The organism is Clostridium amylolyticum, from assembly GCF_900142075.1.
Classification (GTDB): domain Bacteria; phylum Bacillota; class Clostridia; order Clostridiales; family Clostridiaceae; genus Clostridium_AA; species Clostridium_AA amylolyticum.
Window position 1 is genome coordinate 1 of record NZ_FQZO01000013.1, and the last position, 25,951, is coordinate 25,951.

General features: G+C 32.3%; 24 protein-coding genes, 1 tRNA gene and 1 other RNA gene. 1 reads left to right on the forward strand and 25 read right to left on the reverse strand.

All coding sequences use genetic code 11. The annotated features are described in order from the left end of the window. The first annotated feature begins 407 nt into the window (after positions 1-407). On the forward strand, positions 408-1,064 hold the full coding sequence (locus BUA82_RS19100) for a DUF1700 domain-containing protein (protein WP_073012375.1): 657 nt from the start codon (positions 408-410) through the stop codon (positions 1,062-1,064). A gap of 212 nt (positions 1,065-1,276) precedes the next feature. Here the strand turns inward: BUA82_RS19100 and BUA82_RS19105 are convergent, their stop codons facing one another. The 25 genes from BUA82_RS19105 to rbr form a co-directional block, all read right to left on the reverse strand. Beyond that, a complete protein-coding gene (locus BUA82_RS19105) occupies positions 1,277-2,359 on the reverse strand; it encodes a hypothetical protein (RefSeq protein ID WP_073012378.1) in 1,083 nt (360 codons plus the stop codon). A 265-nt stretch (positions 2,360-2,624) separates the two neighbouring features. After that, positions 2,625-2,879 carry a pro-sigmaK processing inhibitor BofA family protein gene (locus BUA82_RS19110; protein WP_073012381.1) on the reverse strand — a complete coding sequence of 85 codons (255 nt, stop codon included), beginning with the start codon at positions 2,877-2,879 and terminating at the stop codon, positions 2,625-2,627. 72 nt (positions 2,880-2,951) lie between these two features. Then, positions 2,952-3,236: a DUF2508 family protein gene (locus tag BUA82_RS19115; protein WP_073012383.1), complete on the reverse strand. Its 285-nt coding sequence runs from the start codon at positions 3,234-3,236 to the stop codon at positions 2,952-2,954. Between the two features lie 263 nt (positions 3,237-3,499). Further along, positions 3,500-3,778, reverse strand: a complete 279-nt coding sequence (locus BUA82_RS19120) for a hypothetical protein (protein ID WP_073012386.1) — start codon at positions 3,776-3,778, stop codon at positions 3,500-3,502. Positions 3,779-4,503: 725 nt separating this feature from the next. Then, a complete protein-coding gene (gene recR, locus BUA82_RS19125; protein WP_073012389.1) occupies positions 4,504-5,100 on the reverse strand; it encodes a recombination mediator RecR in 597 nt (198 codons plus the stop codon). A gap of 108 nt (positions 5,101-5,208) precedes the next feature. Continuing rightward, positions 5,209-5,550: a YbaB/EbfC family nucleoid-associated protein gene (locus BUA82_RS19130; RefSeq protein WP_073012392.1), complete on the reverse strand. Its 342-nt coding sequence runs from the start codon at positions 5,548-5,550 to the stop codon at positions 5,209-5,211. A gap of 107 nt (positions 5,551-5,657) precedes the next feature. Beyond that, positions 5,658-7,277 carry a DNA polymerase III subunit gamma/tau gene (dnaX, locus tag BUA82_RS19135; RefSeq protein ID WP_073012395.1) on the reverse strand — a complete coding sequence of 540 codons (1,620 nt, stop codon included), beginning with the start codon at positions 7,275-7,277 and terminating at the stop codon, positions 5,658-5,660. Between the two features lie 199 nt (positions 7,278-7,476). Beyond that, positions 7,477-7,740: signal recognition particle sRNA large type (gene ffs / locus BUA82_RS19140), an RNA gene on the reverse strand. A gap of 11 nt (positions 7,741-7,751) precedes the next feature. Then, positions 7,752-7,841 (reverse strand) — tRNA-Ser (locus tag BUA82_RS19145). A 94-nt stretch (positions 7,842-7,935) separates the two neighbouring features. After that, a complete protein-coding gene (lgt, locus tag BUA82_RS19150; RefSeq protein ID WP_073012398.1) occupies positions 7,936-8,712 on the reverse strand; it encodes a prolipoprotein diacylglyceryl transferase in 777 nt (258 codons plus the stop codon). A gap of 205 nt (positions 8,713-8,917) precedes the next feature. Beyond that, complete coding sequence (locus BUA82_RS21060) at positions 8,918-9,262, reverse strand: FMN-binding protein (protein ID WP_073012401.1); 345 nt, start codon at positions 9,260-9,262, stop codon at positions 8,918-8,920. A 27-nt stretch (positions 9,263-9,289) separates the two neighbouring features. Next, positions 9,290-10,708: a flavocytochrome c gene (locus BUA82_RS19160; protein WP_242949014.1), complete on the reverse strand. Its 1,419-nt coding sequence runs from the start codon at positions 10,706-10,708 to the stop codon at positions 9,290-9,292. A 246-nt stretch (positions 10,709-10,954) separates the two neighbouring features. Beyond that, on the reverse strand, positions 10,955-11,635 hold the full coding sequence (locus BUA82_RS19165; RefSeq protein WP_073012407.1) for a response regulator: 681 nt from the start codon (positions 11,633-11,635) through the stop codon (positions 10,955-10,957). A 60-nt stretch (positions 11,636-11,695) separates the two neighbouring features. Continuing rightward, complete coding sequence (locus tag BUA82_RS19170) at positions 11,696-13,258, reverse strand: ATP-binding protein (RefSeq protein ID WP_073012410.1); 1,563 nt, start codon at positions 13,256-13,258, stop codon at positions 11,696-11,698. Positions 13,259-13,694: 436 nt separating this feature from the next. Then, positions 13,695-15,071 carry an FAD-binding oxidoreductase gene (locus BUA82_RS19175; RefSeq protein WP_423230469.1) on the reverse strand — a complete coding sequence of 459 codons (1,377 nt, stop codon included), beginning with the start codon at positions 15,069-15,071 and terminating at the stop codon, positions 13,695-13,697. Between the two features lie 46 nt (positions 15,072-15,117). After that, the gene (locus BUA82_RS19180) at positions 15,118-16,308 is read right to left on the reverse strand and encodes an electron transfer flavoprotein subunit alpha (RefSeq protein ID WP_073012416.1); all 1,191 of its coding nucleotides are present in this window, start codon (positions 16,306-16,308) and stop codon (positions 15,118-15,120) included. 12 nt (positions 16,309-16,320) lie between these two features. Further along, positions 16,321-17,109: an electron transfer flavoprotein subunit beta/FixA family protein gene (locus BUA82_RS19185; protein WP_073012419.1), complete on the reverse strand. Its 789-nt coding sequence runs from the start codon at positions 17,107-17,109 to the stop codon at positions 16,321-16,323. A gap of 353 nt (positions 17,110-17,462) precedes the next feature. Next, positions 17,463-18,158, reverse strand: a complete 696-nt coding sequence (locus BUA82_RS19190; protein ID WP_073012583.1) for a FadR/GntR family transcriptional regulator — start codon at positions 18,156-18,158, stop codon at positions 17,463-17,465. 221 nt (positions 18,159-18,379) lie between these two features. Then, entirely contained in the window at positions 18,380-18,892 is a 513-nt protein-coding gene (locus tag BUA82_RS19195; RefSeq protein WP_073012586.1) for a DUF2179 domain-containing protein, read from the reverse strand. Between the two features lie 287 nt (positions 18,893-19,179). Continuing rightward, positions 19,180-19,947: an ABC transporter permease gene (locus tag BUA82_RS19200; RefSeq protein WP_073012422.1), complete on the reverse strand. Its 768-nt coding sequence runs from the start codon at positions 19,945-19,947 to the stop codon at positions 19,180-19,182. Continuing rightward, the gene (locus tag BUA82_RS19205; RefSeq protein WP_178140786.1) at positions 19,934-20,845 is read right to left on the reverse strand and encodes an ABC transporter ATP-binding protein; all 912 of its coding nucleotides are present in this window, start codon (positions 20,843-20,845) and stop codon (positions 19,934-19,936) included. Before BUA82_RS19205 ends, BUA82_RS19200 begins: the two co-directional genes overlap by 14 nt. Positions 20,846-21,092: 247 nt before the next feature. Next, complete coding sequence (locus BUA82_RS19210; protein WP_073012428.1) at positions 21,093-21,806, reverse strand: LytR/AlgR family response regulator transcription factor; 714 nt, start codon at positions 21,804-21,806, stop codon at positions 21,093-21,095. After that, positions 21,799-22,653: a sensor histidine kinase gene (locus tag BUA82_RS19215; RefSeq protein WP_073012431.1), complete on the reverse strand. Its 855-nt coding sequence runs from the start codon at positions 22,651-22,653 to the stop codon at positions 21,799-21,801. The genes BUA82_RS19210 and BUA82_RS19215 overlap by 8 nt, the downstream gene beginning before the upstream one ends. Before the next feature lie 192 nt (positions 22,654-22,845). Beyond that, on the reverse strand, positions 22,846-25,092 hold the full coding sequence (locus BUA82_RS19220) for a glycoside hydrolase family 2 protein (protein WP_073012435.1): 2,247 nt from the start codon (positions 25,090-25,092) through the stop codon (positions 22,846-22,848). 230 nt (positions 25,093-25,322) lie between these two features. Beyond that, complete coding sequence (gene rbr, locus BUA82_RS19225) at positions 25,323-25,910, reverse strand: rubrerythrin (RefSeq protein ID WP_073012438.1); 588 nt, start codon at positions 25,908-25,910, stop codon at positions 25,323-25,325. Positions 25,911-25,951 lie beyond the last annotated feature (41 nt).

Consider the following 25,951-nt stretch of genomic DNA (forward strand, 5'->3'; position numbering starts at 1 on the left):
CTCTGTTCAATTTTCAAAGACCAGTGCGGCTTTTCCCTCACCGCTTAGTTAGCTTACCACGGTGGGTTTTCCTTGTCAACACTTTTTTAAAAATTGTTTGTTAGATTTTCTTACTAACTAATTTTTAATGTATCCAAGTGTTTTGACTTGGTGTCGCTCTTGCCGCAAGCGACTTACTTATAGTACCACGAATCTTTATAGAATCTTTTCTATTACTTCTTATATTATTAATAAATATTACATATTTCTCTATTTTTCTCTCTATATTAATGTTTTGCTTATACAGATACACTAGGTTTAGTTTATTATAATATATAATAAATAACAGGAATACTTTTCGTTAAAAGAGAAAAATTGTATTATAATTATAGAAAGGAAACTTCCTTGATTAATGAAAGGAGATTTAAATGAAGAAATCAGATTTTTTAAGTATTTTAGAAGCTAACCTATCGGGATACCCTAATAATACAGTGGAAACCATACTAAATAAATATAAAAATAAGTTTAAAGAAGCTGAAGCCCAGGGAATCTCTGAAGATTCAATCTTGAATAGTATGGGAGATCCATACATAATTGCTCAAAGCTATATAAAAAATATGCCCCTTATTATAAAAGATGACAGCTCTTCATCCACAGAAACCTACTGTAATATGGACTCATCAGTGAAAACTGAGGATCTTCCATCAGTAAATGATGTTCAATCTTTTTTGGCTAGATTTTTTAAAGGTATTTTTAGTCTTTTAGGCTTTGTATTCTTTCTTATTATATCTTTACCTATATTTTTTATACTTTTATCTTTATTTATATGTTCTATTTTATTATCTGTTTTTGGATTAGTCATATTATTTTCTTCTATCTTTGCCCCAAGTTTTTTATCACAGATATCCTCTCCTATTAATTTATCTAATTTAGGAATGCTAGGTGCTTTAAATATTGGTATAGTAATTTTTATTATAGGAATACTCCTTATTAAATTTAACTACAGACTCATAAGAGCACTAGGAAGAAAAGTTAGAGGCTCTCATAATAACAAGAAAACTACTACACAATCAAGTGATTCTTAGCTTCAGATGGACTTACTTAAAAGGAATATCCTCTTCAGCTCAAGCTTAGAAGAACTTATCCAGGAGCTTAGCGCTTATTAAGAAGTAGGGATATTAGGAGCGGTTAGATATCGAATAAAATATCCCTACAAAAAAAGAACATACTCCTTTCAGCAATGCTGTTATAAAGTATGTTCTTTATTTTCATTATTATTTAGCTTTTAATGTCTTTACTAAGCTTGGACATCAATATTTTCATTTTCTTTTTTCTTCATATAAATTTCCCACGGTTTTTTCCTTATAATTGCGTAACCTATCCTTATTATAGCCGCTATGGCAATATAGATAAGCATTAATTTATATGCTTGGTCCCAAGCCTTCATCATGTCCAATTTATCATTACTAACCAGCCTTATTACTGAGGTAAGTAATCCAAGGTATAAGGCGCAGGCAGTAAATATAAAGCTCATTACTACTATTTCCACGCCAGAATACATAAAGTATCTGTTTAACCTTTGCGTCTTCATGTACCTATAAGATATAACTCCTAGTACTAATATAATAAAAGCTGCAATTAACATAAAAATCATTACAGAGGCTTGCAAATTATTATTTTGAAGAGCTAGTCTATAATCTGTATTTATCATTTCATAAAGCTTATAAACAGTAAAATTATCTACCCACTTAATAAATTCCCTAGTTTTTGTATACCTTTCGCTTAATAAAAAATAGCCTGTACCAAAAATCAACAAATATGAATATATGAAAAGTATAGGCATTATAACAACAGAAAAGGGCTTACCTAATATAGAATGAAGGAATAGGTTTATACTCACCATTAAGATAATAAATATCAAGTGAAACATCAAAAACTTTATAAAATAGGAAAAATCAACTTTAGCCATATCATAAAATACTCTTCTATTAGATATGTAAGCTATAATCTTTAAAAGATAATTTCCCCCAAAGCTTATTCCTAAAGCTGTAAGCAAAAAAGTCCCTTCTGTTATAAAATAAGTAATTCTTTTACCGCCTTGAAACTCTTCTGACTGAAGATACTTAGCTTTATTAGACATTAATATGGTGCAGCTTAGCGTATATACTAAAGCTAGAAGAATCATATTAATCCAAGATAAGGATATATAATTCTTTATGGCATAGGACTGGCTAAAGCCAACCTTAGCACCTTTTGTAGCCACAGAAAACATTTGGTTATTATTAAAAACTACAAGTAAAATCAGGAATAATATAGGACTAAACCATTTAATTTTTTTAAATTCCTGTTTAAACATAGATTTTGAAAAATATTCTCTCATAATTATCACCCATCACATCAAAATCTTTCAGATAATATATCCTATTATATCATAATCCAGTTAATTACTGTATTTTTAATTATTTTAATTTTAGTAACACATATTTATATGAAACATATAATGATTATATAAACCCCTAGCTAGCTACTCCTCTTAAATATAATGCTTTGCCCCAACATTTATTTAATAGAATTCTTCCTACTCCCATCTTTAAATTAAAACAGATCGCTCCAAAAAAGGAGCGGTCTGTTTTTTTTACGATGCCTTATAATATCACCTTAAAAATAATTAAGAATATAACCCCAGGAACGCCAAAGAATCCAGCTATCAAAGCTGTTGCAGCATTAATCCCTATTTGTATGCCAAATCCTTGTCCAAAGAAATTAACTAACCAGAGAAGTACAGCACCTAATAAACCATTTACTAAGAGTTTTACTAAGACTTTTATTGGCCAAGAAAATAGTTTTACTAATACCACTAAAGCTACCATTGCTATAATAAAATAAATAATAATATCCATACCTTTAGCCCCCTTTATACTAAATCATAAGAAATTATGATTCTAACTACTATATATAATATATTACTACTATTATATATTATAATATGCCTGTATGGAATTTTTATTGATAAGATCCTTAGCGGTTATAGAAATATCATATTGCTTTGCCATGGTTAGAAGATACTCGTACCTAGTTACAGCAGCTTGTTTATAAAAAATGGCCACCTCTATAAGCTTAGAGTCCGTGGTATTTTGAAAAAAGCTCTCTGCAGCTTCCATATCTGCCAAAGCCTTATCTATGCCTTCAAGTATATCTTTCTTAATCTGCTTTAGTTGCTTTTTCGTAAACTCAAAAGTAATAACGCTTTCTGACATAAAAAAACCTCCTATTTACGTAATAGCTTGATTATTGACGTAAATAGGAAGTTTTATGCAAATTTTTATATGTTAATCAAATAATGTTTTATCAAAAACATGCAATAAGACTACCGACAGATATACCTACAATACATAATAAAATAAAATGTAATAATCTGAAACATTGTAGAATACAAGTTTCTCACTACTCACTTTTTATACTCTATAAATAAAAGCAAGATAGGATCCTATCCTGCTAAACTTTCCCCAGAGTTGCTATATTAGACCATATTTAACAAAGCTAATATTAAAATAATTGAAGTAATTACAGGAAGAAAGTATCCAATTAATGTACATATTAAATATGGGAGACGCTTTTTTCTTTCCGTCTCCGATATCATATATGGGAAACGTTTTTTTCTTTCCATCTCCGATACATCAAAATTTGATTTTCTAAAATCTTTTTCCACTTTTTTTAACCCTATTATTCCGGTAACAAAAAACACCAAACTTAAAAGATAACCTAATATAATTATCATATTTCCAGTAAAATTTTGCATTACTTCTCCTTCCTGATAATACAAACTTTATATATACTTTTTCTCAAATGATTGTACCTAATATAAACTCATTATTAGGGTAAGCATAACCACACACATTATAGCTAACCAATTACTATTCCAATAACATAATCCACGAGATTTATAAGTTTGCTCATGAAATGGATCCAAACTGTATCTCAATAATACGTTCAATGGTTCTACCAGTTTTATAGAAATAATAGATTCATTAATACAGGTTTGTGGTATTAATCGGAATAGTTTGAAACCTAGAGTATATTTTATGCTAAAAAAGCTTTCTACTTTAACCAGTAGATTTTCAAATTAGTTGCTCGTTTTCACTTCCAGCATTATGTGTAATTATAAAACAATTGTATCTTACATATAATACCATATTATTATATTATTATAAATTATAATAATAAATTCTAAATTATATAATTAAACAGAAGAAAAGTAAAAGTATGAAAGCTTGTATGTCATTGTTTTTAAATTATGATATGAAGCAATTAGGAGTAAAAAATAAGGGAAAAAGACTGGTCATTTTAACCTGCTTTTCCCCTTCTATGCCTTACTTATTAAAGCTTCCGACTTAGTATTATCTTTTCATTTTCTAAACTTTTAACCTAGCCTTATTCCTCTTGTCATAACATAACTTTATTTTCTGTAATAATACTTTTTTGCTGTGACAGATGTTTTTTGTAATATACATTTAAATCTATAACTTAAATTTCTTTTCTACCCTCTAAGGCTTTAGATAAGGTAACTTCATCTGCATATTCCAAGTCTCCCCCTACAGGTATTCCTGATGCAATCCTAGTAACCTTCATATCTAATGGTTTTAATATCCTAGATATGTACATAGCAGTAGCTTCTCCTTCTATAGTAGGATTGGTGGCTACTATAACTTCCTTTACCTCTGGGGACATCCTTGCTACCAGTTCCCTTATTTTAATATCCTGAGGGCCTCTTCCTTGCATAGGGGAGATATTTCCATGAAGAACATGATAAACCCCATTAAATTCTTTAATTTTTTCCATAGTCATTATATCCTTGGGTTGTTCGATTACACATATTAAGCTTTTATCTCTATTAGGATTAGAACATATAGCACAAGGATCCTTATCTGTATAATTTCCACACACGGAACAGTATTTTATGGTCCCTCTTGCTTGCACTAAAGCTTTTGAAAATTCCTCCACTTCTTCTTGTGGAAGGTTTAATATATGTAGTGTAAGCCTTTGAGCGGTTTTATGTCCCACCCCTGGGAGTTTTGCAAATTCTTCTATAAGCTTTTCAATAGCTACAGGATAAAAATCCAATTATTTCACATCCCTATATAATTTAAAATTGAGAATTGAGAATGAAGGAAAAAAATTTTTCCCTAAGGAAAAATTTTTTAGTTAATTTCATTCTATAAATTCTATAGTTTAGAATAATCCTGGCATGTTAAGTCCGCCAGTTAATTTTCCCATTTCACTGTTTGTTTCTTCCTCTGCTTTTTTAAGAACTTCATTAACAGCACTTAAAACCATATCTTCAAGCATTTCTACATCATCTGGGTCTAATACTTCTGGTTGTATCTTTATGGAAGTCAATTGTTTCTTGCCGTTTGCTTTAGCTACTATCGCTCCACCACCAACGGAAGCTTCGAACTCTTTATTTTCAAGTTCTTTTTGCATATCTTCCATCTGCTTTTGTAGTTTTTGTGCCTGTTTCATTAAATTATTCATGTTTCCGCCGCCGAAACCTCCTGGAAATCCTTTTGCCATGTTTATAAACCTCCTTAATTACCATTCATTTACTCATATTATTATATATTATTTTAATGCTTATGACCATATTTATAATAAGCTTTAATGTGAAGCTTGAAGGAAACTTATTCATCAATGATCTGGATGTTGTCTTCTCCAAAGGCCTCTATAATAAGATCTTCTGTGCTTTTACTATCTTGTTCCTTACGATCTACAATATATCTAACCTTTAGCTTATCCTTTAATATTTCTGAAAATACTTCATCTACTATTTTTCTATTATCTTCTTTTTCTAACCTAAGCTTGTTAAAAGAAAATTGTTCTTCATATTGTACTATAATAACACCTTTGTCACAAGATAATGGTTTTCCAGTCATTAAAGATGCATATATAAGCATATTTCTCCTGGCCTTAAAGCTTTCCAATATATCTTTCCATGCTCTTTTAACCATATCTATATTTACTTTTGAATCCGCATTAACGATATCTCCCGATTCTCTTAAAGATTCTTTTTTCTTTGATGACGTAGCTTGTTTATTAACTATGTTTTTCTTTTGCTTTTCCACATCTCCCTGGGATGATACAGCTATTTTTCCGCTTTTAATTAAATCCTCTAACTTATTAATTCTAGTAAGCATAACCTCAGGGGAAGTGTCATATTCTATTTTACATAGCTTTATAACAGAAAGTTCAAGATAAAGTCTCGCTTGCTTGCTAGATCTGGATTGTTCTTCACAATCCTGCAATATCCTTATGTTTCTCATTATCTCTTCTACTCTTATTCTATTACCCTGCTGCCTTAAAAGTTCTATATTCTCTAAGGACATATCTACTATACTCTCTGGGGAGTTGCTAACCTTTACCATGAGAAGATTTCTATAATGGGCTATCATATCTTTTATGAAGAGATATAAATCCTTTCCCGCCATTACCATTTCATCTATTACATTCATAGCTTCTTCTACATTTCTCTCTATAACAGCATCCGTAAGTTTAAATAAATTTTCATTGGTTACAAGTCCAAGCATATTAATTACATTGGAGTACTCTACTTTTCCTCCACCCATGGATATAGCTTGATCTAATATACTTAAAGAATCTCTCATAGCTCCATCTGCAATTCTGGCTATAAGGTTTAAGGAATTATCATCAGCAAATACTCCTTGATCGTGAACTATCTTCCTAAGCCTGGCGGATATATTTTCAGTGCTTATCCTTTTAAAGTCAAATCTTTGACATCTTGATAATATAGTTATAGGAAGCTTTTGAGGATCTGTGGTAGCTAAAATAAATACTACGTTCTTTGGAGGCTCCTCCAGGGTTTTCAAGAAGGCATTTACCGCACCTTGGGAAAGCATATGAACTTCGTCCATTATATATACCTTATTTCTTGCTTCCTGTGGAGGATATTGTACATCGTCAATTATATCTCTTATTTTATCAACTCCATTATTTGAAGCAGCATCTAATTCAGTAACATCTATCGCTAAACCTTCATTTATCTTTTTACACATTTCACATTCATTACAAGGTTCACCTTCTTGTAAATTAAGACAATTAAGTGCCTTAGCCATAATTTTTGCAGTAGAGGTTTTACCTGTTCCCCTAGTACCACAAAATAAATAAGCATGGGCAGTTCTTTGATTTTTAATTTGGTTTTTAAGGGTTATAGTTATATGTTCCTGTCCAACTACATCTTGAAAATTTTTAGGTCTCCATTCTCTATATAATGCAGTATAAGCCAAGGCTTTTCACCTCATTTCTATGTTTCTACCCTATTATTATACACTAAATATATATACTTTTATCAATTAGAAATATAAAAGAGTATAAAAAAAAGAAATACTTAAGTATTTCTGCGTTTCAACCTATATATTTTATTATAGCCATTCACAAAATTAAGTTTGCACTTGTCATGTGCCTGGCACCTTTTTTTAAATGAAACCGTGCACCTTACGTTGACAGTAACCTATAAGCGTTACCCATACAGTTAGCTCAAGCTAGGTTGATCCACGGCACACGAAAGATTCCACTTACCGCTGCTTCCTTCCGGACCTGACGGGGTTCACGGGCTTCCGTTGCGTGGGACCCAACTCTCAACACCACTTATATGGGGCAGACCCTACAGGTTAAAGCCGAAGTAAGGAATTCAATCCTGCTGTAGCGGATTGCAGGTACAGGGCACCGCTAACTCCCCATCTAGCACGGCAAAGTTTAAATGGCGGAGAAAGAGGGATTCGAACCCTCGGTAGAGTTTCCCCTACACACGCTTTCCAGGCGTGCTCCTTAAGCCACTCGGACATCTCTCCATAAAGGCGTCCTTATCTTAGGACGCTCATTCATTATAGCAAATTAATTTTATATATTCAAGTGTTTTTTTAATATATTTTTTGCCAAATTACATTAATAAAACCATGTTCTTCTTTTTCTTTTAATAACTATTATACCTATGATTCCAATTACTACTCCTAAAATACTTACTAGTTGGGCTGTTCTTAACCCCATAACCATTAAGCTGTCTGTTCTTAGACCTTCTATGAAGAATCTTCCTAAAGAGTATAAAGCTATGTAAGAAGATATCACTATGCCTTTACGATGCTCTTGTCTTTTATAAATAATAATCATTAATATAATAAATACTACTATGTTCCATAAGGATTCATATAAAAATGTAGGATGATAATATGTACCTGATATGTGCATACCTTTTTGTATAAACTCTGGAAATCTGCTTATAAATTCATAACTTACAGGTCCACCATGAGCTTCTCCATTCATAAAGTTCCCCCACCTACCAATGGCTTGAGCAATAATAAATGAAGGCGCTGCTATATCAGCTATATCCCAAAAATTTATTTTTTTAATCCTAGTGTATATATAAGCTGTACCTATTCCAAATATAAGAGCTCCATGAATAGCGAGTCCACCTTCCCTTGTATTAAAAATAGAAAGCAGATTATCTCTATAAGTATCAAATTCAAAGGCTACATAGTAAAGTCTCGCCCCTATTATTCCCGGTATCAAGGACACAAGAAAAACATCTAAAAAGTTATCATAGCTTATATTTTTAATCTTACAATTTAATGAAGCTACAAACATTCCTACTAATATTCCAAGCGCTATAAGTATTCCGTACCATCTTACTTCTAATCCAAAAACATTAAATGCAATAGGATTCATCAGTTTCCTCCCTGGGGTTAAACTATTTTATTTAATAGCACAACCATTTTTTCTTAATTTTAAATTACTTTAAGTTATGTTTCAAGTGGAAGTTGTTATTATAATTTAGAATTGAGAATTTAAAATTCAAAACGGAGCTGTTACACCTAGTGCAACAGCTCCGTCTATAGTAAGTGGGGAAATAGGAGTTATTTATATTATAAATTTACTTTTTAGCTTTTTCTAATGCTTGATTTACAGCCTCTATAACACCTTGAGAGGATTTTGTGGCTCCGCTTACAGCTTCTACCCCTTCAGTTCCTTGCTTTTTAACTATTTCAGGAACCATGTTTTGTGATACTCCATCTACAAGTGTTTTAGTCTCTTTATGGTCTACAAGCTTAACATCTTTGATCTTTCCGCTTTTAACTTCTACGGATACTTTTATATCGCTGGAAGCACCTCTTCCAGTTCCTTCATAAGTACCATCTTTATATTTTCCAGATGCACAACCTGCTAGTAGTGCTGCTGATAAGGCTCCTGCTGTGATAAGTGAAAATATCTTTTTCATGTAAAATACCTCCAAATTAGGGATTAATTATTTTGCAAAACCTGCTGCATTTTTACCAGCAATTCTTCCGAAAGTCACTATATCAGCTAAAGCGTTTCCGCCAAGTCTGTTTCCTCCGTGAACTCCTCCGGTAACTTCTCCTGCAGCATATAAACCTTGAATTACCTTGCCATCGCTAGTCAATACTTCTGCTTTAGTGTTAATCTTTATTCCACCCATAGTATGGTGAACCGCTGGAGTAACATCTATAGCATAGAATTTAGGTTGATTTAATTGTATTGGCATATCAGGTCTCTTAAATTCTGCGTCATTTTTTGCTGCCACTGAATCATTGTATTTTTTAACTGTATCTGCTAGTGCTGCTTTATCTATTTTAAGCTTGTCTGCTAATTCTTCAACGCTGTTTGCTTCTGTTACAAGATTCATATTGAAATATTCTTCTGTAGCTTTTAAGCTCTTTCTTAAGGTTTCATCAAAGAATAAGTAAGCTACTTTGTCTTTTTGTCCAAGGATTGCTTTTGAAACTACGTCTCTTGTTAATAGTTCATTAGTAAATCTCTTACCATCTTTATTTATAAGTATTGCACCGTTACCTCTTACAGCTTCTGTAACCATTACTGCTTTTTCTGGTACTACTGTTGGGTGAGTTTGAATTTCTTTCATATCCACTAGATCAGCACCTAATTTTGATGCCATTTCTATACCGTCACCAGTTGCTCCTGCATGGTTAGTAGTTGCAAAACCTTTTAAATCTTCTTTGTATTTAACTACCATCTGTTGATTTGCTGAGAATCCACCTGCTGCTATAACTACTGATTTAGCTTTTATTGTATATTCTTTTCCTTCTTTATCTTTAACCTTAACTCCAGTTACTTTTCCATCTTTATCTACAACTATTTCTGTAGCTTTGTTCCAAAGCCTAACATCAATTTTTCTATCTTCTGCTGCTTTCTTTAAAGTAGAAACTATTTCAGCCCCTACAGCTCCGCCTCCTGTTGGTCTATGAGCTCTTTTTTGGCTAGCTCCAGCAAGCATTCCCACATCATTTAAGTCTCCACCTAACTTTGTAAGCCAAGCTACTGAATCTTTAGCTTGTTCTGACAATAACTTAACAAGATCTGGATTATTTTTATTGTATCCACCCTTCATGGTGTCATTATACATGGTTTCTGAACTGTCTTTAATGCCAGCTTTTTCTTGTTGAGTTGTTCCAGCAGCATTTAATCCACCAGTAGCTCTGTTAGTGTTTCCACCTACCATAGGCATTTTTTCTAAAACTACTACGGATTTTCCTGCATCATGAGCTTCAACTGCTGCAGCCAGGCCTGCTCCACCTGCTCCTATTACAACTACGTCAGCGCCATTTTTACTTCCACATCCAGTAAAAGCTACTGTTGGGATAATCATCACAGCACTCATAACTAATGCTAATAATTTCTTTTTCAATTTTTGTTCCCCCTTAAACATATTTAATCTTATGTCCATTTAAAGTATATTTGTTAATTAACAAACAAACAATAATATGGTCTTATTTATCCTTTTGGTCTTTTTGGTCTTAAAGAGGAAAATATTTTTACCATAAAATGCGAAATTCGTGATAATAAAATGTAAGTTTGGTGCGCAAAAAAAGAGTTGATAAAAATAAATTTTTATTAACTCTCCTCTTAACTCATATATCTGCTACTCAATTGTTTATAATTTATAAATATGGCTTGGCCTTCCCACTTTTCCATACTCCATCTCTAAGAAAAGCTTGTGTTCTTTTGTCATATATTCTAAGTATCTTCTCACTGTAACTCTAGCCATGCCTAGGCCGTCTGCTACCTCTTCTGCAGTAAACTCTTCAGCGGAGCTTTCTTTTATATAATCCCAAATTTGCTCATAAGTGTTTCTATTAAGCCCTTTTATAAGCTCACCCTCTTGCTTTTCTTGGTGGGTAGAATTTGAATTTAATATATATTTATCTATGGTATCCTGTTGCAGCTCAAAGGCATTAGACACTTTTTCTATTCTCTTTTTATACTTTAAAAGAGCCTCTTTAAATCTTTCAAAGGTAAAAGGCTTGATTAAATAGTCCACAGCACCATATCTTAAGGATTGTTGAAGAGCTTCACAGGACTTGTCTGCAGTTATTAATATAACATCACATTCTATATCCTCCATCCTAAGCCACTTAAGAAACTCTAACCCGCTGCCTCCAGGTAGAAATATATCTAGAAGTACTAATCTAGGCCTTTTTTCTAAAGCTAACACCTTTGCTTCTTCTATATTTCCAGTAATTCCACACACATTAAAGTTTCCTACCTTAAGCAAAAATTGCTTATTAATATCACTTACCATAGGATCATCTTCCACAATCATAACCTTAATCATATTTTCACCTCTTTTTATGGCGGGGTGCCACTCACTTGCCACGTGCCTAGCGCCCTTCCTTCATTTCACAACTGGTATCTCTACTACCCATTCAGTTTCTTCTTCGGAAGTAACTTCTATAGTTCCTCCTGCTTCATCTAATATTCTTTTAACATTATACAGGCCGTATCCTCTATTCCCCTGCTTGGTACTCACGCCTAATTCAAAAACCTTTTTTATTATTTCTTTTGAAATGGCAGCACCGTTGTTTCTTACTTTCATAGTTATGTTAACTTTATCTTCTCTTATATAAAAATATATCTTGCCTTTATTCATACCTATAACAGCATCTATAGAATTTTCTATTAAGTTCCCTGCAATGCACATTAAATCATCAGAGGTTATGCACTTATGACTTTCGGATATGTAGGAACTATTATCTATCTCAAAATCAATTCTCGCCTCAGAAGCCTTATTATATTTGGCTAAAAGCATGGCAGAAAGAGCCACATCTTTAATATTGTTATTTAGTATTCCTACAACATTTGTTCTTATCCTTGATATTTCTTGAATATAACTTAATGCTCTCTTATATTCTTCCAGCTGTATAAGCCCGGATATGGTATGGAGTTTGTTCATAAACTCATGATTCTGCGCCCGTAAATCCCAGGTAAGCTTCTTTATACCTGTAAGTTCTTCAGCCATCTTTTTTACTTCTGTCATATCTTGAAAGCTTACTAAGGCCCCTTCAAAGTTTCCCTTGGAGTTTATCAGAGGCATATAATTGCTTAAAATATTTATACCATTTTCAGTTTTTTCTTCCACGTTACTTAGTAATTCCTTGTTTTTTATCACTTTATCAAAAAAATTACCCATTTTAAATTTGTTAATATCTTTACCTAAGGTTTCTGTAGATAAATTTAATATCTTTCTTGCGCTTTTATTTATTAGTATTATTTTGCCTTGCTCATCTACAGCTATTATTCCTTCTTTCATATTTTCAAGTATGGCTTCTCTTTCACTTAGTATCCAAGCTATCTCTTCAGGCTCAAGTCCAAAAATACTCTTCTTAATATTATAGGATAAAAGTGCAGCACCTATTAAACCTATGATTAAGCCTATGGCTATATACGGCACTAACCCTCTTAAAAATTCTCTTAACTCTGTTCTAACATTATCTATTAATATACCTGCACAAACTACACCTACTTGTACACCATCCTTATATACTGGTGTAAATGCCCTTAAAGATATTCCTAAGGTTCCTTTTCCTTCTGTAATGTATGACTCTCCAGTATATATAGCCCTCTTTTCATCATTTCCTTCAAACTTTTCCCCTATCCTTTCAGGCACAGGATGAGAAAATCTTGTAGAATTCATATCTATAACGGTAATAAATTGTATATTAGAACTTAATCTTATACGTTCAATAATTCCTTGAATCTTATCACTGCCCTTAATATCTCCTAGGTTATCTTGAATTTGAGGCATGGAAGCTACAGCTACCGCAGTGTTCATAGCACTTTGTCCTATTTGTAACTTCATTTTTCTTTGAAGGTACTGTACACCAAAGTAGGAACTAATACCTAATGTAAGAAAAATTATTATAGTCATATAAGTCAGTATCTTATATTGAAGTTTCATTTTTCCTCCTAATATTAAGCTTACTTTTCAAAATCATTTAACAAAACCTTACACATCAAATACGACATATTAATATAAATATCACACTTATTCTACATTAATTATAATATATGAGTAAGTAAGAAGTAAAAGGTAAAAAGTAAGAGTTATGGATAAAACTATTAGGGTTTTTTACAATTAATTATACTTATTCACTATTACTTCTTACCTCTTACCTCTTACTTCTTAGTTCTTAGTTCTTACCTAATTACCTATTCCCCTTCCTTCTCTATAAAATTATAATTTATTTAAATTAAAAACAAAAGGTAAAAGAAAAAGAGGCCTCCCACAAATTATGGAAAACCTCTTATCAACTCTTAACAACTGTTCTATTATCTCTTAGCTCTTACTTCTTAGCTCTTACCTATTACCTATTCACTCATATGGCTGCCATTCCTTAGCAAACCTTCCCTGGGTTTAGTAGGTTATGAGGGTCAAAGGCAAGTTTAATGCCTCTCATTATGGCTAGGGTTTCTGGGCTTAGGGATTGATTTAGGTATGGTTTCTTGGCAAATCCTATACCGTGTTCTCCGGATACCTGTCCTTTAAGCACTCTAGCTTTTTTGTACATATCATCCATTACTGCATTTAGTTTAAGCTTCCAGGTTTCTTCATCTAGTGCATCTTTTAGTACATATATATGAAGGTTTCCATCACCTGCATGTCCAAAACTTCTTATTCTTATATCATGCTTTTCTTCCATTTCATGAGTATATTTAACAAATTCCGCTACTCTGTTTCTTGGTACAACTACATCAACTTCGTCCATTTCAGTGGTAGATGCTTTTATAGCTTCAAGGAAGGCTCCTCTAGCACTCCATATAGCTTCTTCTCTTTCAGCAGTATTGGATATATAAACATCTAAGGCGCCATTTTCAAGGCATATATCTGCTACCTTTTCATAGTTTTTCTCTACTTCTTCCGTGGTGTTTCCATCAAATTTTAGTAGAAGATATGCATCGGAACTATTATCAGGGAACTTCTTACCTAAAAATTCTTCTGCAGCTACTATGGCTTCTCTTTGCATAAACTCAATGGCCGTAGGTATAGATTTTGATTTTATTATTTGTGGCACGGTGTCTATGGCCTTTTGAAGATCTGGAAAAGGTATTAGAAGGCTTACAAATTTCTTTGGCAAAGGTAAAAGCTTAAGTGTAGCCTTGGTTACTATACCTAAGGTACCTTCTGAACCTACAATTAAATCTTTTAAGCTATAACCTGAACTATTTTTTACTACCTTACCACCAATTTCTATAACCTCTCCACTAGGAAGTACTACTTCAAGCCCTCTTACATAATCTCTGGTAACACCATATTTAACAGCTCTCATACCTCCTGCATTGGTATTAATATTTCCTGCTATGGTAGCTGTTTTTTCACCTGGGTCTGGTGGGTAGAACAGGTCATTTTCTTCTACAAACTTACCTATTTCCATAAGTAGCACACCAGGTTCTACTGTAAGAGTAAGATTTTCTTCATCTAATTCTAAAATATTGTTCATCTTGCTTAAATCTATCATTATTCCGCCATAAATAGGCACTGATGCACCTACAAGCCCTGTACCTGAACCTCTTGGAGTTACGGGAATCTTGTTTTCATAGGAATATTTCATTATTTTTGAAACTTCTTCTGTACTTAAAGCCTGTACTACAACCTCAGGCATTTTTTTAACTCCGCCTAACTCGTCATGGCTATAGTCTTCATTTATAGTTTCTCCATAGAATACCCTTTCATCATCTTTAACTACAGACAATATATATTCTATATCCTTCATATCCACTATTTTATAATTTGACTGTAAAACTGTATTATTCATAACCTTATGCCTCCTTTTCAGCTTTTAATGCTTCAATAAGCTTTGGAACTATTTCATATATATCTCCCACTATTCCATAGTGAGCCACCTTGAATATAGGAGCTTTATCATCTTTGTTTATAGCAAATATATAATCTGAGTTATTCATACCTGCAGTAAATTGTACAGCTCCGGAAACACCTAAAGTAATGATAAGTCTTGGTCTTACAGTTCTTCCGCTTAAACCTATCTGTTTTTTGGCATCAGTCCAACCAGCTTCAATTAGCGGTCTTGTGGAGGCTACTTGCCCTCCTAGAAGTTCTGCTAGCTCATTAGCCATAGCTAAGTCCTTTTCAGATTTTATTCCTCTTCCTGCTACCACTATTACCTCTGCATCAGTAATACCTGTTTCTTTTTCTTTAGCAATTATGTCAAATACATTTATACCTGAGGCAAGCTTTTCTTCCTTAACACAGCAGTGATTTACTTTACCTGAAGCTTCCTCTGTTCTCTCCGGTGCGTTCATAACCTTATATCTTACAGTAGCCAGCTGCGGTCTTGAGTTTGGAGTTACTATCTGAGCCATGATATTACCGCCAAAGGCAGGTCTTATCTGAACTAAATCTGTATTTTCTTTCATATCTAATATAGTGCAGTCTGCGGTAAGTCCAGTTCTAAATCTAGCAGCTACCCTAGGTGCTAAGGATCTTCCTATGGTGGTAGCCCCTACTAATATGGCTGTAGGTTTTACTTTATTTATAAAGTCTTCAAAAGCAGAGGTATAAGGCTCTATTCTAAAATGTTTTAAATTTTCATCATCATATACAAATACCTCATCCACTCCATAATGAAGAAGTTCTTCTGCTTTATGAGCTATGTTATGTCCCATAAACACTGCATATACAGGATGGTTTACCTTGGAAGCAAGCTCTCTGGCTTTTCCTATAAGTTCAAAGGTTACTGGATGTATTTCACCTTCTACATGATCCACATATACAGCTACGCCCTTCCAAGCACCTTTATCTATGCTTTTAACCTCTTCTTCTACAAACACTACAGCTCCTTCTGGGCCTTTTTTAACACAAAGCTTGCACATCTTACAGCCTGAATTAATTTCTAACTTGCCTTGATTATTTTCCATAGCTCCAAAGGGGCATATTTTTACAAGCTCATCTATATTAACTATCTTTTCTTGATTTATCACTAATTTTCCCATTTTAAAATCCCCCTAAATAAATTTTAAAGCCTTAAACTTTTCAAGCATCTTTCCCGCCAATTCTTCTGAATTCCCTGTCCAAGTTTCCCTGTCATTGTTAACTTCAGGAGGAAATATTCTTTCTACTTGAGTAGGTGATCCGCTTAATCCATACTTCTTTTCATCTTGATCTTCCAAATCCTTTAAGCTTACGACTTTTATTTCCCTATCCTTAGTAGCTAACTTCTTCTTATAGGAAGGAAGTCTAGGCTCAAATATATCCTTTTCCACAGTTATAAGACAAGGATACTTAATTTCTGCCACCTCTACAGTATCTGGCATATCCATTTCTACCACTATAGAAGCTTCCTTTAACTCTACTATTTTCCTTACATTGGCTACATGAGGTATTCCTAAATATTCTGCCATTTCAGGTCCTACTTGAGCAGTATCTCCATCTGTGGTTTGCTTTCCGCAGATAATAACATCAGGATTTCCCATTTTTCTTACCCCTTGAGAAATGGTATAGGAAGTGGCAAGTACATCCGCTCCCCCAAACTTTCTATCAGAAATTAAAGCGCCTTCATCCGCCCCCATCATGTAAGCTTCCTTTATAACTGCCATAGCTTGAGGCGGTCCCATACTTATAACGGATACCTTACCTCCCTTTTCTTCTTTCATACGAAGGGCAGTTTCTAAGGCATAAAGGTCATAGGGATTCATTTTAGAATCTACTCCATCCCTTTTTAGCACTCCAGTTACAGGATCTACTTCTACCTTTGAAGTACCTGGTACCTGCTTTATACAAACTATTATTTCCATTCTAATTCCCCCTAAAATCTATATTAATAATAAAAAAACGTTTTCTTGGCAACGATTACTCAAAAATTGGTATGACCACTTTTATTTACAACTTCATATTATCACTACTGTAATATTTTTTCTATAATTGTTATAATATTAACATCAATATTTTTTATTTACTCCCTGTAGCGCCCATACAAAGGTATTATGTTCATATTTTATTAATAAATGCAGATATATTTTTTTAATATCAGTTAATCAGTTAACAATTATAAATTTTGTATATAATTTTAAATTTTAATATTGGTCGTACCAATATTAAAGAAGCTGTGGCATTAGCGGTTAAAAACCGCTGATACCACAGCTTCTTTCTATTTTTCCCCAAAATTTTCTCTTATAAGTTCAAAGTGTGCCTTCATAGCGGAATATGCCTCTTGAGAATCACCCTTCTCCAAAGCTGCTAATATTTTTTCATGATGTATATTTAAATTGTTCCAGGTCTTGTGAGCTTTATATATTTTATTTCTAGAATCTCTTATAAACTCATCTATTAACTGGGACAACACTTCTAACACATTTAATATTAATATGTTTTTTGAAGCTTTAGCTATAAAATAGTGAAACTGCTTGTCAAAAAATATGCGCTCATCTTCATCTTGGCACAGTTTAAGCCCTTCAATTATGGTTTTTAACTCAACTATTTCCTCAGGCTCAATCCTATTGGCTGCAAGAGCCACAGTCTGAAGTTCTAAAAGCTCTCTAAACTCTAGTATATCTTCAGCCTTACCATTGTCTAGCATAAATAGTGTAGATAGTGGTTCAAATAAGCTTCCATCAAAATTTTCCCTTATGTAATTGCCCGCTCCCTGCTTGCTTTCAATAAGTCCAATAACCTCTAAAGCTCTTAGAGCTTCTCTTACAGAGGTTCTGCTAACCTGTAGTTGTTCTGCTAAATCTCTTTCCGTAGGCAGCTTGTCACCTTTTTTTAAAATCCCCTTAAGTATAAGGAGTTTTATTTGTTCCACCACCTGCTCATAAACCTTTGCACTTTTTATAGGCTTAAACACTTCAATCCCCATCTTCCATAAAATAATTCACCTTAAAACACTAGTGAAAACAGTTTTTTCTATGCTAACTTACATATTCTATAACCTTTTCACCTTATGCATCTTCAAAAAAATAACTAGTCACTATGCTAGTTTATTTTCTTTCAGATGCCTTACATCATCGTCTATGAGGTAAATTATACATTACCTAATTAAAAAATTAAAGCAATAGTAAGGTCAAATTATTTTTTTAATCCATAACCTCCATATACGGTTTTTGTGTCACTGATGGAGATAACAGAGTTTATTCCGCTATTTTCAACTAGTTTTACAAGTTCATTCTTTCTCTTTCTTTTTACATGAGCCATAAGTATTTTTTTATTCTCTTTGAACCCTTCTGCATCTATGACTGTTACCCCTAAATTATGCTCTCTTAAAACAGTAGCCATATTAGGTGCATCTGCATCTGAAACTATTATATTTATAGTAACAAGACCTAGAGCAAGCTTCTCTTCTATGGTAGATCCCAGGTAATTTCCTACTCCAAAACCTAAAGCATAAACCACCATCCTAATGGGATCATCTTTGATCCCCACCAATACGGTACTTACTAAAACAAGCCATATAGAAACTTCAAACACTCCTATTATAGCTCCATAAAGCTTTTCTCCCCTAGTAATAAGCACAGTTCTTAAAGTCATCAAGGAAACTTCTACAATTTTAGCAACAAATATCATTAAGTAATTTAACACCATCATCCCACCAAACATTATGTATTTATAAACTATGATATAATATCTCCTCTTAAAAATAAACCCTATAAAAGTAACATTAGTATTAATTTATAGTTTAGAATTCTAACTTCTCCATACTAAACCTTCTAATACTTTTAACCTTTGAATATTTAATTTATATTATAAAAAAGCTGCCTGAAAATCAGCGCAGCCTTTTTAACCTAAGTAATTCTAAAGATATACCTAATATATTTATTTACCATGGGTAATTAACCCATTTAAATTCTTTACAGTAGAAGCTTATATACTTAATATGCTGATTTAGCATAATTACTTTTGTCAATAACTGAAGCAATTAAGCATAATAATGCAGTTACTCCTAATAAAATTCCACATTCTAATGGATAGTTTAATACACTCTTTCCTTCTATCCAAGTACCTCTTATCATATATAGCCCATGGATTATAGGGTTTATTATCTCCAAAACCCTTCTCATTGAAGCGCCAAACATTTCAGGTGGGAAAGTTAACCCTCCTAAAAACATCTCAAAGTAAAAAACTATCAGTGCTACAGTTTGGTAAACAGTGCTCTTTCTAAATATTGAGGATAAAAAATATCCTAAGGAAAACTGGAAAGCTGTTATTATAAGAATAGTTAATAACACATTAACTATATTATTAATTGGTATAGTAATGTTATTTATAAAATAAGCAAATAATACCAATGATATGATTCCAATTATCTCACAAATAATAATGGTTATAGATACTGAAATTGCAATTTCTAAAGGTTTAAAGCCTAGTAATTTATATTTAATAAAATAATTCTTTTCTTTATATACGGTAAGCATTAATCCAAACATCATAATTCCGCCGTTGATTATAATGATAGGTAAATAGCTAGGTATTAGATAATCTACAGCAGCAACCTTACCATTATATCCAGTTACGCCTTTTAATAAGTTACTAAAGATCACGTACATAATTACTGGAAAACCAATTAAGAAAAACATAGCTTGATAATCTCTAATTTGTAATCTTAGCTGATAAATACTCAATGCTTTAAGCTTCTTCATAACAAATCTTTCCCTCCTTATCAAGGCTATACCCTGCAATTTTTAAGAATACATCTTCTAATGTGGGTGATTTTAGCACAAGATTTTTTATTCCAACATTAGATAAAAGGTCAATAAGCACCTTTTCCTCATCTTTTGTCCTTATTTGATATCTTTCATCTGTTAATTCTAGCACGCTATATTTGGATAATTTAAATGAAGCTCTATTATCTTTAAGTTGAAACTCAATTATTTTGTCACCATTAGAATATTTATCTATAGCATTGGTTACCGTTCCCAAATACTTCATCTCACCTTGATCTAATATAATTATTCTATCTGCTAGATATTCGATTTCCTCCAAAAAGTGACTAGTTAAAACAATGGTTGTTTCTTTATCTTTATTCACCTTTACTAGCATTTCCCACACTCTTCGTCTTGCTATAGGATCTAAACCTGTGGTAAGCTCGTCAAGAAATATTATGTCTGGCTGATGTATAAGTGTAAGCATTATAGCTAGCCTTTGTCTATTACCCCCAGATAGATACTTAACATAAGTTTTCATTTCATTTTCTAATCCAAAATCTTTTAATAAGGCTTTTAAATCCACATCACTATTGGTAAGTTCTTTGTATAGCTTACATAAATCTATTACCCTTGCCTTATCTTCAAAATAGTTATGCTGCATCTGTACTCCAATATGATCATACATACTCTTTTTATCAAATAGGTAATCAATATTACCTTGATTTGGCTTATATATATCTACCAGGCAATTAACTAAAGTAGTCTTACCAGCTCCATTGTGTCCTACTATAGCTAATACCTCACCAGCTTCTACTTGAAAACTAATATCTTTTATTGCCGTCTTAGTACCAAATTTTTTAGTTATATTATCCACTGTAATTAGTTTACTCACCATAACCCCTCCTTTTATTTAATTCTATCACCCTCTTAAATATTAATTAATATTTTTCATACCGCTAAATGGGCAATACATACTTAAATTCTCATATTATAAAAAAATCTCTTGAAACACTTGAATATAGTTACTCTTTAAATTTATCTATAATTACCACAATATAAAAAAACAGCCCTATAAGAGCTGTGAAATTTACATTTCAGATATGATTTATCATATTAAATACCATTACTAAGTGAATTAATCAAAGCTGTAATAGTTTCATTTTTTCCTTTGTTATAAGTGCGTTGCTCAATTCATGTGTATTTTTAAAATAAATAATAAAAGATGTATCTCCATAAGGTTCAATCCTTTGAATGTTTTTTAGATTTACTATATAAGACTTATGAGTTCTTAAGAAATTGCTTGTGAGCTTTTTCTCCATTTCTGAAAGAGTTACATTAGTATAGTATTTTTTATCCATTACATTCACTACTAATTGATTGTGTTCCTTTTCTATATAGTTTATCTCGCTCATATTGATTAGATTATAACCTTGTTTTTCCTTAATAATTAATAGATCATTTGATATTAAGGTGTTTTCTTGTTTTGCCTCAGTTGTTAATGCTATTATTCTCTCCATATTACTCTTTACCCTTGAAAAATCAATCGGTTTAAGTATATAATCAACAGCTTTTACTTCGTAAGAATCACATGCATAATCTCTATAAGCTGTAATAAAAACAATCTTTAAATCTTCATTTATAGATAGCATAATCTTAGATGCTTCAAGTCCATCCATTATAGGCATGTCCACATCCATGAAAGCAAGATGTATATCATTATTTTTTACTAATTCAACAGCCTCTTCTCCATTGGAAGCTAAGAATATTTCATTAATTTCTTCATTTTCTTCAATGACTTTTTTTAGCACCCTTACAGTATAAATATCATCATCACAAATTAGAACATTAAACATTTTTATCACCTACTTCTAAAGTAAAAATAATACTATCCTCTGAAGTGTTTACTTCAATTTTGCCGCCATAACCTTCCAACAACTCTTTAACAATGTATAATCCATATCCCCTTCCAGCATTAGCTTTTGTAGAAAATCCTTGTTCAAATAATCTATTTAGATTTATATTATCTTGTTTATAATGATTTCTAATTTTAAAAATATATCCCTTCATATCCTCAGTATTCTCAACATGAAAGTAGATTTTTTGCGGCAACTCTTTATGCATTAAAAGATATTCAATAGAATTGTCCAGTAAATTACCTATAATACTCGCTATATCCCAGGGTTTTATCTTGGATAATTTAACTCTGCAGTATTTTAGAACAATGAATTCTATTCCCTTTTGGTTTGCCAGTTCTTTTTTAGTATTTACAACTGCGGTTAAAGTAGGATTACCTAATCTAAGAAATTGACCTGAAAATCTATAAGTTTCTGCAATTCCTTGAAGATAATTAATAGCTATTTCCTGTTCATCTAACATAAGCATGGAGTTTACAGTTTGGATATGATTTATATGATCATGGCCTTGCTTCCTAAATAGATCAATCAATGCTTCAGTATTCTTAAACTCTGATTTTACAATTGCTAACTCATTATTTTTATCCATTTCCTTCATTAGCTTATAAGCAAGAAAAAAATTAATAATTTCCGATATAATAACTATCCCTATTAGCCAATAACTTAATATATTATGTTTTTCAACGTTTTCTGCAATGAACATTTTTCTTGCTATAAATATAATAATAAATAGTTGTATTATATAAGGTAAAAACAAATAATAAATTGCTTTCTTTCTATTTGTCATTCTTATTATAATCCTCCTGATCCCCAATATTGATGCTATCTTCTAATTTACTTTACTTATACTTTTAATAATCTCTATCCTCAATGATAACCTAATTATAGCTTATTGAAAAATATAAGAAAATCCTGCTATTATAAAAAGGCTGCCTGAAACCTCATGGCAGCCTTTTTAAATTACTGGGGATAGCTTGTTCTACTTAACAAGTTCCACTTCTAATGTTTTTTCTATACCAAAGGAGCTCTTAATATTTATTTTCGCGGTTTTATTACTTAATTTACCCTTGGTCTTTATCCAAAAACCTATACACCCCCCTATTAATGCTACTTGCTTAGGTCCTACTACGTTTATATCTCCTTCTGTTTCCACAGAAATGAAACCACTTATGAAAGGAAGAAGATTTTCACATTGATCCACAGCCTTAACAACCACTCTGGTAGTATCCACTTCCTCACCTTTTAGGCATTTGTCATCTATGGTTACAGATAAATCCTTAAGCACCGGATTTTTTGAGTATTTCTTTACCGCTACCTGTTTATTATCTAAAAACCCTTTAAATTCTACTTCATTCCAGCTGTAACCCCATTCCCCTGAGGAAGCTTCTATTTTAATAGGAGGATATTTTAATCCCGATAGCTTGTTATCTAAAGTATTTTCGTCTCTTCTAAATATCCATACAGTCTTTCCTTCTAACACCACTTCCACACTATCACAATTGGTGCATATATATATGGGGAATACTTCTCCCTTATTTCTTTCTCCTCTTGTCCAGTAAGTTAAAGGCCCCAGTACCACTCCTTGTGAAGGTTCCTTTTGGCTGCTATATATATAGGAAGCAAACTTAGGTATTCTAAACATGTCCATAACTCCGTGATAACAGATTCTATCCCCAGAGCCAAAATCAAAATGAGTGTTATAGTCAAAGGCGCACCATCCTATAGCTCCTAAATGCTCCTGACTTTTTGCTGATTCACTTTGAACTCTACCGTGTCTTAAGGCATGCTCTACCAATCTTTCTTCATTATCAAAACGCTTAGTAGGGAAAATATGTCCACAGAACTCAGTAACCAAGTAAGGCACTTCTTTGTCTAAACCGGTAACTTGTTTTCTTGTTCTTAGTACCTGTTCTCCACCATCATGAATAAAATCATTCATAGTGTATATATCTTCTAAAAGATGGCTATTTTCATAACATCTTATGCCTGAGGTAGGTCTTGAAGCATCTAGTCTTCTAGCTAAGTCATTGGTTTTTGTGTAAAGCTCATCATCATCTCCAGATTCATTAATCCTAACTCCCCAGGTTATTATAGATGGATGGTTAAAATCTCTTAGAATCATAGACTCAACATCATCTAAAACTTGATTTCTCCACGCTTCATCAGAGCTTACATGCTGCCAACCTGGTATTTCCTCTAAAACTAGAAGTCCAATTTCATCACAACGGTTTAAAAAGTATGGTGATGCAGGGTAATGAGAGCTTCTAACTGTGTTAAGCCCTAATTCAAATTTTAATATCTCTGCATCCTTTCTTTGAGCTCTAGCAGGCATAGCATAACCTGAATAAGGGAAGGCTTGATGCCTGTTTAATCCTCTGATTTTTACCTTGTTTCCGTTTATATAAAGCCCTTTACCTTCTATTTTTAGATGTCTAAAGCCTAGTGTCTCCGTACTCTCATCTAATTTACAGTTCTCTTTAGCTTCTTTGCCAAGGAAAAGTTCTAACTTAACTTCATAAAGATTTGGATTTTCTATATCCCAAAGCTTTATATTTTCTAAAGGTATTTCTTCTAAGTAATACCATTTACTTGCTTTTTCTACCTCTACCACCTGAGTAAAGTTAATTTTTTCTTCACTATTATCCTTGTGTTTTAGGGTAAAATTTAATAAGTATTCCCCTGCTTCACCCTTATTATTAATTAAAACTTTAGGAGTTAATTCTACATGTCCATTTTTAATATCTGAAACCTTATAATCATAAAATGCATTTTCTATAAAGCACTGAGATACTTCATATAAATATACATCCCTATAAACTCCTCCATAGGTTAAATAGTCAATTACATGTCCAAAAGGCGGTATATCTTCTCTTTCACTAGAATCTACCTCAAGATAAATAGAGTTTTTTTCTCCATAGTTTATAAGCTTTGTTATCTCAATAAACTTTGGAGTGTAACCACCTTTATACTCCCCTGCAAATTTATCGTTTACATAAAAGTTAAAGGAAGTCATTACTCCATCAAACTGGATAAATACCCTTTTTTCTTTATTTTCTACATATATATCTCTCTTATAGTTAGTAATTATTTGATAACTCTTTTCATCAAAATAATTATAAGGTAATTCTACATTAGTATGAGGTAAATTTACTTCATTATATTCTTTATCTTCTTTTTGCTTAAACCACCAATTGTTATTAATTAGCCTTTTGTTATTAGAAATCATATGTGTTCCTCCTTCTTGAAGCTGTTTCATTATATACTGATTGTCATGGTATGGAATTCATATTTCTTATATCATATTAATATCTAGTAAATCAATAGCTATAGATGTATTAACCTAACTTTGGAGAGTTGCACAAACATTTCTAAAAATATATAAAAAAACTAAAGGATGCCCCAAGTACTTTGAGACATCCTTTTTACAATAACATTATATTATAAATTAATTTTATTTTAATAATTTCTTGCTGCTACTTCAAAATATTCCTTTGGATGTAAGCAAGCAGGACATTTTTCTGGAGCTTCATAAGCTTCTAAAATAAATCCGCAGTTTCTACATTTCCATAGAACTTTTTCGTCTTTTTTAAATACTTGTCCATTATTAACGTTAGCTAATAATTTTAAGTATCTTTCTTCGTGTTCTTTTTCAACCTTTGATATCATATCATAGGCTACGGCAACTTCTGGGAAGCCTTCTTCTCTTGCAACTTTAGCGAATTCTGGATATAAGTCTGTCCATTCTTCATTCTCACCAGCAGCTGCAGCTTTTAAGTTATCAGCAGTGTTGTCATGTAGAGATACAGGATATTTAGCAGTGATTTCTATAGCCTCATCCTTATAATCTTCTTTTAAGAATTTGTAAAATCTCTTGGCATGTTCTTTTTCTTGTTCTGCAGTTTCTATAAATATTTCTGCAATTTGAAGAAAGCCTTGTTTTTTCGCTACGCTAGCATAATAAGTATACCTATTTCTAGCTTGAGACTCACCAGCAAATGATTTTAATAGATTCTCTGCAGTTTTAGTTCCTCTTAATGATTTCATAAAAATCCTCCTTCTACAGTACTTACACATAATTTAGTGAT